We start from the raw sequence: 18883 nt of genomic DNA on the forward strand, positions 1-18883 counted from the left end.
CAGACTGCCAACCAGTACACACCGGTTGGCACCTCCTCCCCTCATACAACAATTCCGTCACCATCCCTTCACAGCAGCTTCACCGCGGATTCACGACATCAAGTTAACCTCAATACTGGTCTAGACCAGAACTTCAGGCCAACTACTCACTAAATTTCCCGAGGAGATGTTATGAATCGACTATCTCTGTGCGGCCTCGCGCTTTTCGCGACGATGCTCAGCACAAATACATTCGCCCAAGGCGAACGCAAGGTATTGCTTGTTGGCATTGATGGCGTCCAGTTTGAGAAGCTGCAGACCCTGAACACACCCAACTTCGATCGACTCTACGTCGAACAGGCATATACCGGTGGTATTGATGGTGCGGAAAGCCAGCAATCTACCTACAGTGGACCCGGCTGGTCGACGATTTTGACGGGGGTCTGGGCCAACAAGCACCAGGTCACTTCGAACAGCTCCGGTCTGGCAAACAGTGCTTTCCCCAGTTTGTTCAAGCGCATCAAAGAGGCAGACAGCAATCACTGGGTAGGCAGTATCGTCAACTGGAGCCCCATCAATACGCAATTCTTTACCCAGGACCTCAGCAATGCCGATCTGATACAAAGCGGCCTCTCCGACGATCAAGTTACCGCGCAGGCGGTTGCCCGGATCAATAGTGGTATCGCGGACTTCCTCTTCCTGCACCTTGATGAGCCCGATCATGCCGGCCACAGTTACTGCTTTGGTAGTGCCTACAACAATAGCATTACCGACAGTGATGCCCGACTCGGCCAGCTACTGGATGCAGTGGATGCGCGCAATGCCCTGGGAGAAAACTGGCTGGTACTGGTAACCACCGACCACGGTCGCGACACCCTTGGCTGCAATCACGGTGCGCAGACCAGCAATGAAAAAACGATCTTTATCGCCAGTAACCAGATGCTCAACCTGGAGCACAGTGAGAAAGTAACCGATATCAGCAATACAGATTTCAACGGCATTTACGGGCACTCGGCACAGACCGCTATCGCGCCTACCGTTCTTCGCCACTTGGGTATTACGCTGGATAGCAACTGGATGCTGGATGGCACACCGATGATCGGTACTACTGGTGTACGCAAGTTACTTCCGGGAAACAGCAGCACAGCAGAGTGGTACGCACAAAGTCCAGGGCAGGTCAGCGTGTACCGCAACGGTGTGTTGGTGGATAGTGTGGATGCGCTGAGCCGCGCCTGGCAGGACCTGAGCGATTTCCATGGCACTGCGGATTATGTACTGGTACAGGATCAAACCCCGGTGGCGATACGTCGCTCCCGCCTGGATATTACCGCCGCACTGGACTGGAATGTCAGCCGCGCCTATTACTTCCGTGATGACAGCCAGTATGTACGCTACAACAAGACCAGCGACAGTGCCGATAGCGGTTACCCGCTGGAAGTTAGTGACAACACCTGGCCCGGACTCGGGAGTTACGCGAGCCAGATCGTTGCCGCGTTCAAGGCGTCCAGTAGCAAGGGTTACTTTTTCCTCGCCGATGGGCGCTATCTGCGGTACGACCTGAACAGCGACAGTGTCGATTCCGGCTACCCGAAAGATGTCAACAACAGCAGCTGGCCGGGACTAGCCCCCTATGCTACCCAAATTCGTGCGGCACTGAAGTGGCCCAACAGCAAGGTATACTTTTTCCTCGCGGACGGCAGCTACCTGCGCTACGACATGAATAATGACAGCCTCGATGGCGGTTACCCCAAGCCCATCAACAACAGTACCTGGCCAGGAATGGCGGATTACGCGATGGATATTACCGCCGCCCACCAGTGGAATAGTAGCCGTGCCTACATTTTCCTTAGCAACCAGCGCTATCTGCGCTACAGCATTAGTGGCGACCAGGTAGACAGTGGTTATCCGCGCGCGATTAATGGCAACACCTGGCCGGGCTTGATGAACCCCTGATTCATTCCGGCGGATTTGCCACTGGAAAAGAAAAGGCCGCGCAACGCACTGGCTTCACCAGATGTTACGCGGCCTTGCACCATCTCATTCACCGGATTGATTTACCGAATTGATTTACCGGATTGATTTATCGGGCTTCTATTTATACCGCGCCACGCGCCTGAACCGTGACGCTCTCTTCTGACCGCGGCTCTTCACCCACATACCAGATACTGTACTCCGGCGCCCGGTGAATACGCCGCAGGGTTTTGCGCGCAAGATAGAAATAGCATCCAGCGCCAACAGCCGCCACGGCATCAATCAGATAACTACTGCCGCCGTGGTTCCAGCCGAAACCGGGCAACATTGCAGACAGCAAACTGACGACGGGAATCATCAGTGTGGCCAGTGCGGATACATACAACAGATCCACTGCACCGTTTGCCGCGCCACGATAGAAAGCCCAGGCGCACGCCAGGAAAAACACGGCGTAGTAAATGCCGGTGTGCCAGGCAGCGACAGTATCCGAGAAGAGCGGCAGGACCTTTGCCGCAGCAATGGAAGCCGAAATACCGGCTACACATCCCAATGAGATCCCTACGGTCAGTGCACCTAGCACTTTAGACGCACGGGTCTGTTTCACGTCAAGGTGTTCATAGCCCTTGCGACGCTTCTTGCGGTGGGACTCAATCCACAGCAGGTTGCCGGTATAAAACAGCACCGCACCTGCCAGCCCGAGCAGGAAATACCCCCAGCGCACAGGGTTACCACCAAAGTTTCCAAAGTGCAGGGAAAAGAAACTGGTCAGTGTCGCAAACCAGCCATCCTGCTCACCGGGCATATAGCCGGTCATGGTCTTTTCACCGGTGTACGGATCTACGGCGACCATACCGTAGTGGGGAGTGCGAGAACCGTGACGAGGGTTGCTGCCCGCAACCAGCAGCTCCAGACCGTGCTCTTCTTCATAGTGGAACTGCATAAACAGTGGCGTAAATTCCGGCGACTGCCCTTTGAGGCGCGCGACCAACTGGTGTGGTGTCAGTGGTACCAAGTGCGCATGGGACTCCTCATGCGCTTCGGGCTTGCCGTTCTTTTCCAGTAGCGCCCACTGGGTGCCATAGAACTGGTCGTGAAAGGCAAATACCACCGCGGTGAGCGCCATGATGATATGAAACGGCAGGCTGAACAGACCCAGTGCATTGTGTAAATCCAGCCACATGCGTTTCAGATTTTTGCCGATACGCAGGATAAACAGATCCTTCACCAGGGTCGGCAGCAATACAATCACACCGGAAACCAGTGCAATGAAGTACAGCAGAGACACTATTCCCGCGAGGGGCATGACCATATCGTGGTCCAGTAAAATGCCCACCTGCTGATGAAGATTATCCACCAATTGCCCCACCGCCGATGGCCCTTGGCTGTGTACCAGCAGAGATCCGTCTTCTGCCAGCTCCGCATAATACGTGGTGCCGCCACCGCGGGGCGCCGTGCTCCAGCTCAGGCGCGCGGGTCTTTCCGCCAGCCCGGCGTCCAGGGTCAGCTCATAGCGTCCCGCCGCTTTCGGGTACTCCGCCAGCACCTTTTCCACCAGTGCCGGCGTTTGTTCCAGCGGCGTGTGTTCGCTAAAGACTTTCGGCTCGGTTGCCCAGCGATTTAACGGTGCCTCAAACATGGTGATGGCGCCGGCGTAAAACGCGATAAACAACGCGAGGCCACAGGCAATCCCCACCCAACTGTGGATATCGCGATACATACGGATGATGTCACTGCGTATTTTCATGATATTTGCCCTTTGATCCGCATTACCCGACTACAAATCTGCTGATAAGAAGAAAGCCCCACAGCACGACATTGGCACCGCCCAGCCACGCCCAGGCACGCAAGCCGTTCTGAAACAGGAAGCAAAAGCTCAGAATCAGGGCCCAAATCGGAGACACTAGCCACATGGTGATCTGCGCCTGCGCGGAGAAAAAGCCCACTTCGAGCGGGCCAAATTGGGAAAACAGGCCGCAAATGGCAATCGCGAGAAAATAACCGGCAATTGCGCCGGCACTGGCTTTGCCAAACCAATTGCTGCTGGAGAGCTGTTGTGCTTTCGGTAATCTTTTACTCACGACTGCTCCTCCGTTTTATGTTTCAGATAGGCAATGACCATTGGCGGAATAGTCCAGACAAACATGACCCCGGTCACCAGAATAAATACCGCCGATCCAGGGCCGGAATACTGCAGCAGCAGGAATAGCGCCAATACCAATAGCAGAAGCCCTACCCACGCCAGCACACGCGTGGGCAGCGCGGCAGAAAACAGCCGCTGGTTGGCGCTCGCCAGATAGATCAGTGTGGAGCCCAGCGCAATAAGCACTGCGGCGGAAATCAGAAGTAGTGCAGTCAAAGGACTTACTCCGCGTTCATCCAGATATAAACGACAGAGGGCCCGCATTGCGGGCCCTGGTAATTACTGAGGGTGTTAACACTTACCAGCTGTATTGCAGGCGCGCGGTTACCACACGCCCCTGCCCGTAGAAACAGGACTGGGTGGTGGTACAGGTCACCAGGTAACGCTCATCGTTCAGGTTGCGCGCATTCAGGGATACCGAAACACCATTCAGTTCTGGACGCGCTACGCCAAAGTCGTAGCGCGCCAGCAGATCGAACAGGGTGTAGCCGTCGATCTTGATTGCGTTATTGGTATCGCCGTAGCTTTCGCCGGTGTAGCGCATACCCGCACCAAAGCCCAGGCCAGCCAATGCACCCTGCTCAATGCGGTGATCCACAAACAGGGATGCCAACACATCCGGCACCTGCGTCATGGCGTTACCCACAATCGGGTCGTTGGACTTGGTAATTTCCGCATCCAGGCGAGACGCTGAAGCAATCAACGTGGTTCCGGTTGCCAGGGAAGCTCTCCCTTCCAGCTCCAGGCCGCGCACCTGTGCCTCACCGGCCTGCACCTGGCAGACACGGCGACCACACAGTTCACCATTGGGGTCGGACGTGGAAACGTTCTGCTGGGTGATCTCGAAACCACCGAAGCTCAGGTAAACATTGCTGCCACTCTGGTAGCGAACGCCGGCTTCCACCTGATCACCGGTGGTTGGCTCAAACAGCACACCACCCAGGGTCTGTGAAGGATCGACCACTTGCGGCAGGAAGGACTCGGAATAACTGACGTAAGGCGCCACACCATTGTCGAACAGGTAAACCGCACCGGTGCGCCAGGTAAACTCATCGGCCTTGGTAGAGAAGGTTTCGCCTATCTGAAGATCTTCACTCTCGTCGTCCGCGCGGTCGTACCGGCCACCGACATTGAAACGCAGATTCCCCGCACTGATCTGGTCTTGCAGATAGAAACCCGTTTGCTTACTGATAGAAGCGCCATAAATCTGGGGCCCCAGGTTTTCCACATAATCACCGGCGCCGCGATACTCGGGAGTGAAAATATCCCACAGCGGATCTACCTGGCCTCGAGGGGCATCCGGCAGGCTCACCAGGTCGCGGTAGTGTTCCCACTCGGTATGGAAATAATCCAATCCGCCCAGCAGGGTATGACTCAGGTTGCCGCTGTCGAAGCGACCCTCCAACTGGGTATCGATGGCATAGCCATCGGACTCACCGTCGCCCTGCACCGCACGGCGACCAATGGTCTGGCCGTCGATACACTGTTCACCGTAAGCGGTAGCGGCGCAGTCGGCGACGGTATCACCGGACAACACGGTCACCCGGTAGAGCGTATCGATGTGGGTATAGCGCGCGTTGTTGCGCAGCGTCAGGTTGTCGTTGATATGGTGCTCGAGGAAGGAGCCGACCAGAAGCTGGTCGCGGTCAAAGGTGTTCCAATCTACTTCGCCGATATTGGCATCGTTGTCGATGTACTGGCCATTGGAGGGCGTCAGGGTGCCCAGCGCCGGCAGGAACTGGAAAGTGGCTCCGCCCTCATCGCGCTGGTACTGGGTGAGGAAGGTCCAGCTTGTTGCGTCGCTCGGGGTCCAGGTTACGCTCGGGGATACGTAATAACGACTCTTGGAGACATCATCCACCTGGCTATCGCCGTCTTCGGCGACGGTGACGATACGGCCGTGGAGGGTGCCCTCCTGATTCAGGGGCGCGCCGAAGTCGCCGGCAATTCGACCGGAGAAGTTACCCAGGTCGGTATACCCCTGCCCCTGAACGAGTAACTCCTGGCGGGCTTCTGCACCCGCGCGCTTGGAGACCATGTTCACCATGCCACCGGGAGCAGCCTGACCGTAGAGCACACTGGACGGGCCCTTGAGTACCTCCAGCTGTTGCAGGCCGAAGGTATCGAAACCGAAGCGGGTCCACTGGCCACCGGCCGGCAGCCGCAGGCCATCGACGAAATTGTTGTTGGAGGAGAAGCCGCCGGCACCGAATCCGCGCACGGAGATTTCATCGGTACGGCTGTCGATGCCGGAGGGCTCCGGCTGCACGCCGGCGGTGTATGACAGGGCGTCGGCGACGGTCGAGGCCGCGCGCAGGTCAATTTCCTCACGGCTGATCACCGAGATGGTCTGGGGAGACTCCATGATCGGGATACCGGTCTTGGCGGTGGAGGTCGCGGTGGACAGGCCGGTCGCGGTGACCACCACTTCCTCCAGATCCGACGCTTTCTCGGACTGTGATTGCGCATTGGCGTCGGCCACCGCGAGAGCCAGCAGTGAAGAAGCTGCCAGCAGGCAGGCTGGTACAGATCGGCGTTCGTTCATAAGTCCCCCAATTGAACAAAAAACACCCGGAATGCCGGGTCAAGCACTTCGCAGTTGATAAGCATTATCATTCGCGATTTAATTGCCGGCGGATGTTAATGACGAGGGGGTGCCCTTTCAACGGCGAAACCTTTGCGCAACAACCCGAATCATTTGCGAGACAACCAAACACCCGATAGTGGGCAACAGCACACCTTTTCAGATTGTTCAGATTGCCTTCAACGCCAGCAGCTCATGACCGTTACGATAGAAAAAACCCGTTCCGCCCCGTTACCCGGGACACAAACCGGATTCGCCCAGCGCGCCAATCAAGTGGTCAAGGTCGATGACTTTATCCGTCGTCCGGGTGTGCGCTTGCAGCTCTCTGAAACCGGATATGCCCGACCGAGTGTTTTCATGCGGGGACACTTTCACCAGCAGGCGCTGGGGGACGGCCTGCACTTGCGTTACGGCGACAGCCGCGAAGAGTTTGCCTACACCGCGACCGCCGGGCTGGCGATGGGGATTTCCTTGGTCATCTTTTTGCAGGGGGAGATAGAGATTCGGGTCGGCCGATATCGGCACCTGTTTTCCAACCCTGTCGCCGGCAAAGAGCAGCAGCAACTGTTGAGTATTCGCGCCGGATCACACCAGACCATCCAGCGCATTTCCAGGTGTCCGCAGCAGGTGCGCTATCTTTCCATCAGTATTGCCGAGCACTGGCTGCGAAGCCGTGTTGCACACCTGGGCGAAAGTTGTGAGGAACAAAGGACCGGACTCCGGCAAGAGGACCTACGTTTCCGTGCGCAACGTCTTACCCAGCCACAATTTCAATTAATTAACGAAATCATCCGCTTACTGCGTGCTTCGGAACCATGTAACCCATTATTGCTGGAAGCCAAAGTCATCGAACTTCTGGCCAGCACATCCACGACAAGCTCAGCGCCCGCTAACCTGCAGACAACAGCAGCTCCGAGGTCAGATACATCATCGCGGGAATTACAGTGCTTGCAGCGTGCGCGCAACATCATTCAGGAAAACCTGGAGAAGTCAGTGAACGTAGGCCAGATAGCGCGCGCAGCGGGGATCAGTGTCAGCGGCTTGCAGCGATTGTTCCGGAAGCGGGAAGGCGTCAGTGTGATGGAGTTTATCCGCCAGCGGCGTATGCAGCGGGCTTTGCAGGCCCTGCAGTCTCAGTCACTCAACGTGCAGCAAGCCGCCGCTTTGGCGGGATACCGAAATGCCGCAAACTTTGCCACGGCCTTCAAGAGGGAATTCGGGTTTACCCCGAGGGAAGCGGCAACCTATTCAAGGATGGACGCAGCAGAATCGAACAACCACCGTCCTGCCATCACCGCGCTACCAGGGGATAGGGGTACCGTCCCAGAAAAGTAATTTGCCGTGATCCTCCTCGCGCAAGCCGCGAATGACAGAAACCATGCGGCCTGCGGTCTGAGCGGGCGAGTAGAGTTTTCCGGCGGGAATATTTTCCTGGAAAGGCTGGGACAGCGGCGTATCGGTAGTGCCCGGGTGCACCGCGACTACCCGGCAGTGATCAACTTTGCGCGCCCATTCAATCGCGAGGTTACGCACCAGCATGTTCAGCGCGGCCTTGCTCATGCGATAGCTATACCAACCGCCAAGCCGGTTGTCTTCAATACTGCCCACTTCTGCCGACAGGGAAACCCAGGTCAATGGCTCGCGGCGCTGGATCAGGGGCGCAAACCCCTGGGCCAGGTGCAGGTGCGTCAGTACATTGGTCGCCACACTTTGCAGTAGCGCATCGTCGGTGCACTGGCCGAGGCTTTTTTCCGGGGCGTGACTCTTACCGTGACTCTGCCCGTGGCTCAGCCAATGCAAGGTACCACAGCAATTGATCACCCAGTTTGGCAACGGCTTCTGACGCAACCATTCCGTTACCTTACCGACAGATTTTGGATCGGCCAGGGACGCCGTCAGGTGGGAGTGATTACCGGTATCCGTCGCCAGATCACGGCGACTGATGGTGAGAATCGTGGCTTGTGGGTATTCTTTTTCCAGCTCGCCCAACAGCGCACTGCCGATACCACCGCTGGCACCGGCAAGTAAAATTGTATTGGGGGCGAGGCTGTTGGGTGGAAGGCTGTTAGGTGTCAGACTAGTGTGATTCGGCATAGGCTTCCCTGCCCTTGCGGCCATCCATGCAATCAGGCTTTCTTTTTGCCACCGGCATTAGCGGATTTGGCACTGGCCTTATCCTCGTTACACACCACCCGCAACATCGGCTCATCAGAGCGGAAAATCAGGCCGTGTATTTCGGTCGCATTCTGCCCCTGCAACAGCTGCTGCAGGAACTGGACGATTTGTGCGGAAATCTGCTGTCCGGGTACCAGCACCGGAATGCCCGGCGGATAGGGAACGATTTCATCCGCGCAGGTGCGCCCCACCAGTTTCTTTTCCGCGGCAACGCCATTGTCCATCAGCGGAAGCTCTTCCGTTTCCGCAAAGTAGGCATCGGCCGGCAGGCAGTTGAGATGGGTAAATTCCGGCAACTGGCGCGCGGTACCGGCATGACTGCGCTTGCGCGGCTGCCGTGCCAGCTGCTTGAGGGCGTGCACCAGACGCAGCAATTTGCTTTCGGTACTGCCGAGAGTAACCAGCACCGTGACGGTGTTATAGGTGGTTTTCTCCACCTGAATACCGAACTGGTCGAACAGTTTTACCTGTATTTCCTTGCCGGAATAGCCGCTGGCGGTGACATCGATGGTGACCTTGGTGGGGTCCAGGCGAATGTTGTCATTGGCAAGCGGCGCGGGAATCAGGTCCTCGCGGGTCAGGGCGCGGAACACCCCGGTAGCGTCCACTTCCCGGCGCAGGGTTTCCACCATCTGCAGGCAGTGACGCAGGCGACCGTAGCCTTCCATCACCATCTGTTTGCGCGCCACATCGAGACTCGCAATCATCGAATACTGCGGGCTGGTCGAGGCGTACATGTTCAGGTTTTCACGGAAGCGGAATTCGTCGAAGTCCGGATCCTGCACATGGATCATGCTGGCCTGGGAGAATGCGGACAGCATTTTGTGGGTACTCTGGGTGACGTAATCCGCACCGCACTCCAGGGCGGTTGGCCGCAGTTCGGTGTGAAAGTAACCGTGGGCGTACCAGGCCTCATCGATCAGTACCTTGACGCCGCGCTCGTGGGCATAGTCGATGATCGGTTTGAGATCGTAGCGCAAGCCATCGTAGGTGCAGGAGGTAATAACCAGCAGCCCCGCATCCGGGTGCGCATCCAGTGCCTGCTCAATATCGGCCCGGCACACCGGGCCGTAGATGCCGAACTGCGGATGCAGGGTGGATTTCAGGTACACCGGCTCGACGCGGTTCATCACTATGGCGTGGTGCACGGATTTGTGACAGGCCTGGTCGACAATAATCTTGCCGCCGCCACCGAGAATCTGCTGGATCACCACCTTGTTGGCGGTGGAGGTACCGTTGGTAAGGAAGAAGGTGTGTTCGGCACCAAACGCCTGGGCCGCCAGGTCCTGCGCTTCCTGAATGACCGAATGGGGCTCCAGCAAACTATCCAGTACCTGCACCGATACCGACAGATCGGTATTGAATACGTGTTCGCCCATAAACCGGTAGAAGTCCCCTACCCAGGGACTGTTGCGCAGGCTGTCGCCGCCGGAATGGCCGGGGGTGTGCCAGGCATCACGGGCGGAAAAAACATATTCTTTCAGGGTATCGGCAAAGGGGGTGGAGGCGCGACGGGCAATAAACGCCTGCACCAGTCGGAACATATGGTTGAAATTGCCTTCGCGACGGTCGAACAGCTCGTCAAACCGCTTGCGCACCGAAGCGGGAGCACCGCCCTGGTCATTCAGGAAAGAATCCTGCGCCACCAGAAAAACGTTCAGCTGCGCGCGCAGATCGTGCATCCGATCTGCCAGTACTTCCGCGTCCTTGAGTTCATCCGGGCTGCAGCCGGCATCGATAATCAGGGCCTGCAGGCGGTCTTCTTCGCGCAGGAGCTTCTCCAGCGCCACCGTGGTCACCGACTCGAATCGCAGGCCGTAGGGGTTTTCATGCTGCGCTGCGGTCGTGTTGAGTGCGCTGACCCAGTTACTGCTGAGGTCCCGGTCATTACTGACCAGTGCTACGCGACATTCCAGCGGCTGGCGCTGCTCACTCAAGTTGCCCAGGTCAGGCATCGTTTGTTCCATACCCATAATGTTTCTTCTTATCTTTCAGCATAGAAGGCAGATACTAAATGAGGCAGGCGACGTTTACCGGATGTAAAAGGGATTTGGCGATTATTGCCGGGAAACTGGCGCCGGGCAAAATCTATGATCACAAAATGTGATCACTTTAGAATTTTGCGCTCTGAACTTCCCCGTTAAAGTGCAAACAGTGCAGCACTCGCACCCGCTGTACCGGTGAGAGGTCATTGAGGGAAAAGAATTCGTAAGCCGAATGCTCGGACGATAGTGCAATATCGCCGTGGCCTTTGAAGTGCGCTCGAAATATAAACACGTGAGAGTTATACACACGGTGGTAATAGACGCCACTCAGGTAGTCGATGACGACTTCGCGCCCCAACTCTTCCCGGCATTCGCGCTGCAGCGCCTCGTGTATGGTTTCACCGAGGTCGAGCGCTCCCCCGGGCAGCCCCCAGGTTTTGTCCGCGTAAGTAGCGCGCAACTGCAGCACTTCATCGGCATCGTTGGTAATCACCGCATGGGCGCTGAGTTTGTAGGTATCGTCAAATCCCATCCCTGGATCTTATCCCCCGCGTAATGTCCGTTACTGTACCGATCTCAGCACTCAGGAACCGGGGCACTCAGGAACCAGTGCCTCTGGCCAGTTCAATACCGATCCCCAGAGTCTGTACCGATTCATCGTAGTCGATCAGGCTCTCACCGTAGCCATTGAAATATTTGACATAGCCCCGCACCCGGCTCCCCATTGGGAAGCTCCAGCGCAGCTCACCGGCGCCCTTGTTATCCGAGCGCAGGTTATTGCGCACCATAATGGATACATTGTGGTCGCCCCGCTGCATCCCACCGACAAATTCAAAATGGCCCAGATAGAACTCCAGGTCGGGGTTGTCATCCTCTTCGCGGCTCTCCGGAATCCGGTACCAGGGCTTGAACGTGAAATACAGGTCGTCTTTTTCAAACGCGAAATTGGTGTAGATTCGGTTCCAGCTGCGCGACAGGGGCTCACTGCGCCCGTTGGACTGGTGGTTGAACGCAATCTGGTTGGCGACATTCTGGAAGCCGAATATGGTCCAGTCATTCAGCCAGGTCATGATCAGCTCCGGCTCGTGATTGGTCTCGCGAAACGGCGCAGAATCATCCGAGTTGTAGGCTTGCCAGAAGGAGCGGTTGGTATAGGCAAAGCTCATGAACGATGCCTTGCCCAGAAACCCCCGCCACACCGGAACCTGCACCGAGAGCTGAAACTGTACCTCGATGGAATCCAGGTCCAGCTCGTCGTCAAAGTCGTAATCTTCCAGTCCACCCTTGTTGGGTTTGGGGTTATAGGTAATCGGCAGCAGATAGTTGGTTTTATGGGATGCCAGGGTGAAGGGGTTCTGCGAGGCATCGCGAATGGCCTGGGCGCGCTTGCTCACCTGCACACCGTTGGAGGTACCAGTGTCGACATCCGGTACCGTGGCAAACACCGGTGTTTCCTCTACCCGGCGATCATCGCGGATCACCGACAGCTGACAGCGGATTCGCATCTCTTCCAGGGTAATATTGGCCGGCGCTGTCAGCAGCTGTTCACGCAAACAGTTTTGCTGGCGCTTTTCCTCACTTTGCAGGGAATCGTCGGTCTGCAAAATCTCAATTTCTTCGTAGGTGTCGACCGGGGACTCGGCGTCTTCCGCGACCTCGCTCTGAGCGAACACAGGGGCACTGATGGCGAAAAAGGCAATCGCGAACGAGTGTCGGAGTGAGTGTAGAAATGGGTGTCGTGAAAAGCGGCGGGATACAAACAAAACGGGCGCTCCTGAATCGGTTCAGGGCGCCAGTTTACATGGATTACAGACTGAAAGTGTGCGGCGGGTCAGGCTATCTGGCCCGAGCGCTTAGCTCCGCCACAAGGTCCCACAAGACATCAGCACAGGGCCTTGAGTCCAGGCGCCCATTCCAGATCCCGCAGACGCACCTGCCACAGGCGACCGGTACTGCTCGGCCAGTCGTAACCAACCAACAGGCCGCGCTGGTCCACATAGCAGTGGGCATCGCGCTCTGCCTCATCCCCCTGGTAAGAGAAGACGCTGACATCCGGCCCCAGGTCGTGTACCCCCTGGATATTGGCGTCGCCAGCGACAATCGCGGCACGGCGGTGGCTGACCCGCGGCGCCAGCAATTTGCCGCGCTGTGACGGATCGACGATATCCGGCGCCACCACCTCACAGCCAAATTCCATATCGCACAGCCGCATCAACAGCGGCCCCATAAAGATCCGCATCAGCGGAAACAGCAGGCGATTCTGGCCTTGCAGCACGCTTTGCTGGAGTCCATTGGGGCCGGTCCACTCGGCTTCGATCGGGTTACCCAACTGCGGCGCCTCGCCCGGCGGCGGCGCCAGACGATAGTGGGCATTCACCTCGTCCACCTCGTCTTTCCACAAGACGCGGCACTCGGTTACCAACCCGGCATCCATCAGCGCACGCACTTCAATGCCGTGCCCCTGGTCGCCCACCAGGCGACGACTGATCAGTAGTTGCCGGCCCTGCTCATCGCGGCCCAGCTGCCAGTCATCCTGCACAGGCATGGCGCGGCCATCGCAACTGTATTGGTAGCGGCCCTGGGCCAGGTTAGCAGTCAATCGCATAAGATCTTCGTCCGTGATTTCTCTTGATGCTGTGAGTGGTGCAAATGCACAAATTTGATGCATAACTACTGCGCTCTTGTCTGCGCTCTCGCCTGAAAAAGTATTGCACAAGCGTGCAGCTTTGCTGCGAATTTGTGACGTTTCGGGGAATTTTTTGTGAGTGAACCTGTCCCGTCTGCAACGCCCATTACGCCCTCGGTAAAGCGACAACGAATAGGGGTAACTTTATGGCTCGCACGCCGCCTTCCAGTTTGAGGCATAATCAGCCGGTTTATTGCTTCATGTTGCTCAAGGAGGAAAGCCATCATGCTCGAGTGGCTCAATACCCATATCGCCTACTGGCACTGGCTGGTACTGGGACTGTTGCTGGTTACCGCGGAAATTTTTGTATCCGGTTTTATTCTGTTCTGGTTCGGCCTGGCCGCGCTGTTTATGGGCGCACTGCTGGTGATGGTCGATATGCCCATTACCCTGCAGCTGCTGCTCTGGGCCGGCCTTTCCATTGCCCTGGTATTTCTGTGGCTGAAGTTCATTCGGCCCAACTGGAAAGACAGAACCACCTCCGGCATGGCCATGGAAGCCCTCACCGGGCAGGTTGGCTCGGTGATCGATTCCAACATTGGCAAATCCCGCGGTCGCCTGCGCTTCCCGGCGCCGATCCTGGGAGAAGATGAATGGCAGTTTATGAGCACCAGTGAGGTAGGTATCGGTGAGCGGGTAAAGGTCATCAATATTTCCGGTAATACCCTGGTGGTCAGCCCGCATTGATTCCTGGTTATAAATGAATAATCGCGAACATGGCGTTGCCGCTGGTTCGCGGCATGGCTCAAACATACACGTAAGAACACACAAATAGATTGGGGGAATTCATGGAAGGTTTATCCGTCGTAGTGGCTCTGGTGATACTGGTTATCATCACCATCGGCATGGGCGTGCGCATCGTGCCCCAGGGGTCCAAACATATTGTTCAGCGCCTGGGTAAATACCACAGCACCCTGAACCCGGGAATGAATGTGATCATTCCCTACGTGGACCAGGTGCCTTACAAGATCACGACCAAAGATATTGTGCTGGATATTCCATCACAGGAAGTGATCACCGAAGACAACGCCACCATCATTGCCAACGCCGTGGCCTACATCAATATCGTCTCGCCAGAAAAGGCCGTGTACGGCGTCGAGGACTACGAGATTGCCATCCAGAACCTGGTGCAAACCGCGCTGCGTTCCATAGTGGGTGAAATGTCGCTGGACTCGGCCCTGTCATCCCGGGACCTGATCAAGGCCAAGCTGAAAGAAGCAATTTCCGATGACATCGCCGACTGGGGCATCAACCTGAAGACGGTGGAAATTCAGGACATCAATCCGTCCGTCACCATGCAGAAAGCGATGGAAGAACAGGCCGCCGCCGAACGCCAGCGCCGCGCCACCGTGACCCGTGCGGAAGGGGAAAAGCAGGCGGCAATTCTGGAAGCCGACGGCCGCCTGGAAGCCTCCAAGCGGGATGCCAAGGCCCAGGTGGTACTGGCGGACGCCAGCCGCGAGGCGATTGAGCGGGTGACGCAGGCCATTGGCGACAAGGAAATGCCGGTGATGTACCTGCTGGGTGAGCGCTATATCAACGCCCTGGAAGAACTCTCCACTTCCGCCAATGCCAAAAACATTCTGTTGCCGGCGGATCTGCCGAATGCCGTGAAAGGCCTGCTGAATCGATGAACTGCAGTCTCAATTACCAGGACCTACAAGGCCTAAGGTAAGGGCAGGCACTGCTGAAAGGTGCATGGCTTACAGCCTTTCAGCAGCGGGCGGGATCAGTTACAGGTAGCGCTGCCAGAACTCCGCCTGCCCATACTCCTCATCCAGCGCGTAAGGCTTGAAACCGCACTTGCGATACGCGGCTCGCGCCGGGTGATTTTTCTCCAGTACTTCCAGGGTAATCTTGCAGCAATCCCGTTCCCGGGCCACTTCCACCACTTTTTCGAACATCAGGGTACAGACACCCAATCCCCGCGCGGCCTCGCTTACCGTCACATCGTGAATGTTCACCAGCGGTTTGCACATAAAGGTGGAAAACCCCATAAAACAGTTCACCAGTCCCAGCGCCTGTCCATCGCGGTAAGCCAGAATGGAGAAGGCTCCCGGAAAGGCGGCCAGACGATCCAGCAGTTCGCGCTGGCAAATCTCCGGCAACGGCTCGCCACCGCCACAGGGGTCGAGCGCATACTCCTGCAACAAAGCCAGCAGATCCGCGCGGTGCTGTGGATCCTGATAGTCTGCAATCACAATACTGAGCGCTTCGATCGGGCCAGATGCCACTGCCTGTGAATCATTCATCAATCAATTACCTCTACGTTTGCCAGCCTGTGCTATTGCCCGGTTGATGGGCGATTGGAGTCTCGCCGCTCTTCATCCGCCTTCACTCCCAACTCGCTCTGGATACGAAAAAAACGACGATAGTTGCGCACCCTGGCGCGCTGCGCCGCCAACCAGCGTACTTTTTTGTGCCGGCGCACAATGGTTGCCTTGTGCTTGTTGAAACGACGCGGGCGGCGAAGAACGTTATTGCGAAGCCCCATAAGGCCTGTCCCTGATAAATAAGCCGATGTGTGAATCGGCCTAAAGTGAAAATGCAAAATGGCTTTTATTCCATCGCCGCAGGGTATCAGATGCACCGCTGGATTTCAGGAGGCCAGCCAGCGTTAATCCGGTCTTCAGCCCAATCTCCGGCTCCCAAATCCCCATCAATGTGCGGTTACTGATTGGCGCTGTTTACCAAAAGCGCTATCCTGCACAGTCAATGCAAACCGACGGAATGATTGCCTTGTCAAAGCTTCAAGACCTTATTCAGAAAAACCGCGAGTGGTCCGAAGCCACCCGCCGGGAAAAACCCGACTTTTTCCTCAAGCTCTCCGAGCAACAGTCCCCTGAATACCTGTGGATTGGCTGCGCGGACAGCCGCGTCCCCGCCAACCAGATCGTCGACCTGCTCCCCGGTGAACTCTTTGTACACCGCAATGTAGCCAATGTGGTGGTCCCCTCTGACCTGAACTGCCTGTCCGTTGTGCAATACGCCGTTGAGGCGCTCAAGGTCAAACACATCATGGTGGTCGGACACTACGGGTGCGGTGGTGTGCGCGCGGCACTGGAAGACACACGCCTGGGACTGATCGAGAGCTGGCTGCGCCATATCAAAGATGTGCGCGACAAACATCACACCCTGATCGAACTCTTCCCCGAAGAAGACCGGGTGGACCTGTTGTGCGAGCTCAATGTGCTTGAGCAGGTCATCCATGTTTGCCAGACCACACCGGTGCGGGACGCCTGGGAAAGAGGCCAGGAACTCTCGGTACACGGCTGGGTTTACGGGCTTTCCAACGGCCTGGTAAACGACCTGCAGATCACTGTGGAAAACACCGCACAGATCAGCGACATCTATCACGGCGCCCTCACCAACATCGCGCAGCGCGGCAAAGGCTGAAACACCGACAAACTCCCCGGGCACTGCCGCCACCTCATCAGCAATGCACCAGTAATGCACCACCGGGCCCGGTGGTGCATGCCCCCGCCCGGCGCCGCTGCGCATGCAGCGCGGTGCTTCAACCAAGTACCTCCATCAGACACCTCCATCAATAGCAGTCAACGCAAGTTAACTTTCCGCCCGTTTTTCCCTACACTCCACTCCCGCAATATCGCCGGCCTGCTGGGCCGCCTTCAAGAATGACGCTGTTTTCAGGGGTATCCATGTCCGACTTTCGCGTTTGGGAATGCCAGATCTGTGGCTGGATTTACGATGAAGCCAAAGGCTCCGCAGACGACGGCATCCCCCCGGGCACCCGCTGGGAAGATATCCCCGACGACTGGGTGTGCCCGGAATGCGGCGCCACCAAAGACGAATTTTCCATGCTCGCGATTGTGGGCAACGCTCCCGGCGCCCAGGCTGCCGGCACCGATGCTGCTTTCGCGCCGACTTCTGCCGAGTCGCAAACGCCTGCAGGCGGCAAAGTGCCCGCGGCCAGCGCACCGGCCAGCCGCATCTGGGAATGCATGGTTTGCGGTTGGGTTTACGACGAAGCCAAAGGCGCCCCCGAGGAAGGCATAGCGCCCGGTACCCGCTGGGAAGACATTCCCGACGACTGGACCTGTCCCGAGTGCGGTGTTGGCAAAGAAGATTTCGATATGGTGCTGGTGAGCGAGCCGCAGGCTGAGCCCGCCCCGGAAGCCGCAGCGGTAACGCTGGACGACGGTGATCCCCTGGTCATCATCGGCAGTGGACTCGCCGGCTACCACCTGGCCAAAGAATTCCGCAAGCTGGATCAGCGCACGCCCCTGGTGATCATCAGCGGCGACGACGGCACTTTTTATTCCAAGCCCCTGTTGTCTGCCTCCCTCGCCCACGGCAAAACGCCACAGCAACTGGCCACCGCCAGTGCGGAAGACATGGCCCGGGAACTCAATGCGGAAATACTGGTACACACCCACGTCACCAATCTGGACCGGGAAGCCCGCCTGTTAACCCTGGTATCCGACAGCGGGGGCATCCGCAGCGCGCTGCGCTACCGTCGCCTGGTAATGGCCACCGGCGCCAGCTGTACCCCGCTGCCGCCGATGGAGGGCGATGGGCTTTCGCGTCTGTTCCGCGTCAACAGCCTGAGCGATTACCGCCGTTTCCGCACCGCCCTCGCCAACCGCAAGCGGGTACTGCTGATCGGCGCCGGCCTGATTGGCTGCGAATTTGCCAACGACCTGACCCAGGCGGGCTTCCAGGTAGATCTGGTCGACCTGCAGCCCTGGCCCCTGGCTAGCCTGCTGCCGGAAGCCGCCGGCCGCGATATCCAGCAGTCTCTGGAGCAGGCTGGCGCACGTTTTCAGCTGGGCGCCGGTGTTGCCACCCTCGAACACACCAGTGGCGGTATTCGCGCCACCCTGGATAATGGCGCGACCGTTGAAGCGGATATCGCGTTGGCCGCACTGGGCCTCACCCCCAATGTCGGGCTCGCTACCGCTGCCGGCCTCGCCGTCAACCGCGGCATTGTCACCGACAGGCACCTGCAGACCAGCGACCCGCATATCTACGCCCTGGGCGACTGTGCCGAAGTCGATGGCCACAGCCTCTACTTCGTCGCCCCCCTCACCCAGAGTGCCCGCGCACTGGCGCTGACACTCTGCGACAAACCGACCCAGGTTCAGTACGGGTGCCTGCCGGTGGCCGTGAAAACCACCCTGCGCCCCACCGTCGTCTGTCCTCCTCGCCCCGGCTCCAGGGGAGAATGGCAGGTCACCGCAGCGGATTCCGGCGTCAAGGCAGAGTTTCTCGACGACGCAGGCCAGCTGCTGGGCTTTGCCCTCACCGGCAGCGCCATTGCCGAGCGCGACAGCCTGAGTCGCCGCTGCGCGCCGCTGATGGATTGAGGCTTACCCGGCGGTCTATAAAGAAAATCACGCAGA

17 protein-coding genes are annotated in these 18883 nt (G+C 57.7%); 6 read left to right on the forward strand and 11 right to left on the reverse strand.

The annotated features are described in order from the left end of the window. Nucleotides 1-171 precede the first annotated feature (171 nt). Nucleotides 172-1932, forward strand: coding sequence for an alkaline phosphatase family protein (locus M0G74_RS13350; RefSeq protein WP_248217945.1), 1761 nt, complete (start codon nt 172-174; stop codon nt 1930-1932). 142 nt (nt 1933-2074) lie between these two features. Here the strand turns inward: M0G74_RS13350 and M0G74_RS13355 are convergent, their stop codons facing one another. From M0G74_RS13355 to M0G74_RS13370, 4 genes are all read right to left on the reverse strand, one after another. Beyond that, entirely contained in the window at nt 2075-3694 is a 1620-nt protein-coding gene (locus tag M0G74_RS13355; protein WP_248217946.1) for a PepSY-associated TM helix domain-containing protein, read from the reverse strand. Between the two features lie 22 nt (nt 3695-3716). Next, on the reverse strand, nt 3717-4028 hold the full coding sequence (locus M0G74_RS13360; RefSeq protein ID WP_248217948.1) for a hypothetical protein: 312 nt from the start codon (nt 4026-4028) through the stop codon (nt 3717-3719). Beyond that, nucleotides 4025-4306 (reverse strand): hypothetical protein, encoded by a 282-nt coding sequence (locus M0G74_RS13365; protein WP_248217954.1) that lies wholly within the window; start codon nt 4304-4306, stop codon nt 4025-4027. Before M0G74_RS13365 ends, M0G74_RS13360 begins: the two co-directional genes overlap by 4 nt. Before the next feature lie 82 nt (nt 4307-4388). Further along, complete coding sequence (locus M0G74_RS13370; protein WP_248217961.1) at nt 4389-6635, reverse strand: TonB-dependent siderophore receptor; 2247 nt, start codon at nt 6633-6635, stop codon at nt 4389-4391. 132 nt (nt 6636-6767) lie between these two features. Between M0G74_RS13370 and M0G74_RS13375 the strand changes: the two genes are divergently transcribed. Beyond that, a complete protein-coding gene (locus M0G74_RS13375) occupies nt 6768-8009 on the forward strand; it encodes an AraC family transcriptional regulator (RefSeq protein ID WP_248217963.1) in 1242 nt (413 codons plus the stop codon). Here M0G74_RS13375 and M0G74_RS13380 read toward each other — a convergent pair. The 5 genes from M0G74_RS13380 to M0G74_RS13400 all read right to left on the reverse strand — a co-directional run bounded on the left by M0G74_RS13380 (nt 7974) and on the right by M0G74_RS13400 (nt 13439). Continuing rightward, on the reverse strand, nt 7974-8768 hold the full coding sequence (locus M0G74_RS13380; protein ID WP_248217964.1) for an SDR family NAD(P)-dependent oxidoreductase: 795 nt from the start codon (nt 8766-8768) through the stop codon (nt 7974-7976). The genes M0G74_RS13375 and M0G74_RS13380 overlap by 36 nt on opposite strands. 32 nt (nt 8769-8800) lie before the next feature. Continuing rightward, nucleotides 8801-10822: an aminotransferase class V-fold PLP-dependent enzyme gene (locus M0G74_RS13385; protein WP_160154262.1), complete on the reverse strand. Its 2022-nt coding sequence runs from the start codon at nt 10820-10822 to the stop codon at nt 8801-8803. Nucleotides 10823-10961: 139 nt separating this feature from the next. Beyond that, nucleotides 10962-11366: an NUDIX domain-containing protein gene (locus tag M0G74_RS13390; RefSeq protein WP_248217973.1), complete on the reverse strand. Its 405-nt coding sequence runs from the start codon at nt 11364-11366 to the stop codon at nt 10962-10964. 67 nt (nt 11367-11433) lie between these two features. Beyond that, nucleotides 11434-12507, reverse strand: coding sequence for a phospholipase A (locus M0G74_RS13395; RefSeq protein WP_248217975.1), 1074 nt, complete (start codon nt 12505-12507; stop codon nt 11434-11436). Between the two features lie 209 nt (nt 12508-12716). Then, nucleotides 12717-13439 (reverse strand): hypothetical protein, encoded by a 723-nt coding sequence (locus M0G74_RS13400; RefSeq protein WP_248217976.1) that lies wholly within the window; start codon nt 13437-13439, stop codon nt 12717-12719. A 306-nt stretch (nt 13440-13745) separates the two neighbouring features. Here M0G74_RS13400 and M0G74_RS13405 point away from each other — a divergent pair, with 306 nt between their 5' ends. Then, the gene (locus tag M0G74_RS13405; protein ID WP_160154264.1) at nt 13746-14207 is read left to right on the forward strand and encodes an NfeD family protein; all 462 of its coding nucleotides are present in this window, start codon (nt 13746-13748) and stop codon (nt 14205-14207) included. Nucleotides 14208-14308: 101 nt separating this feature from the next. Further along, the gene (locus M0G74_RS13410) at nt 14309-15154 is read left to right on the forward strand and encodes an SPFH domain-containing protein (RefSeq protein ID WP_160154265.1); all 846 of its coding nucleotides are present in this window, start codon (nt 14309-14311) and stop codon (nt 15152-15154) included. Between the two features lie 99 nt (nt 15155-15253). On the opposite strand, the gene M0G74_RS13415 is transcribed toward M0G74_RS13410, so the two are convergent. Both M0G74_RS13415 and M0G74_RS13420 read right to left on the reverse strand, forming a co-directional pair. After that, nucleotides 15254-15772, reverse strand: a complete 519-nt coding sequence (locus M0G74_RS13415) for a GNAT family N-acetyltransferase (protein WP_248217978.1) — start codon at nt 15770-15772, stop codon at nt 15254-15256. 32 nt (nt 15773-15804) lie between these two features. Next, entirely contained in the window at nt 15805-16014 is a 210-nt protein-coding gene (locus tag M0G74_RS13420; RefSeq protein ID WP_248217979.1) for a hypothetical protein, read from the reverse strand. A gap of 245 nt (nt 16015-16259) precedes the next feature. Between M0G74_RS13420 and can the strand changes: the two genes are divergently transcribed. After that, a complete protein-coding gene (gene can / locus M0G74_RS13425; RefSeq protein WP_236250425.1) occupies nt 16260-16916 on the forward strand; it encodes a carbonate dehydratase in 657 nt (218 codons plus the stop codon). 263 nt (nt 16917-17179) lie between these two features. Then, nucleotides 17180-18847, forward strand: a complete 1668-nt coding sequence (locus M0G74_RS13430) for an FAD-dependent oxidoreductase (protein ID WP_248217985.1) — start codon at nt 17180-17182, stop codon at nt 18845-18847. The last annotated feature ends 36 nt before the right edge of the window (nt 18848-18883 follow it).

It is taken from the genome of Microbulbifer sp. CAU 1566 (genome assembly GCF_023156515.1).
Taxonomy (GTDB): domain Bacteria; phylum Pseudomonadota; class Gammaproteobacteria; order Pseudomonadales; family Cellvibrionaceae; genus Microbulbifer.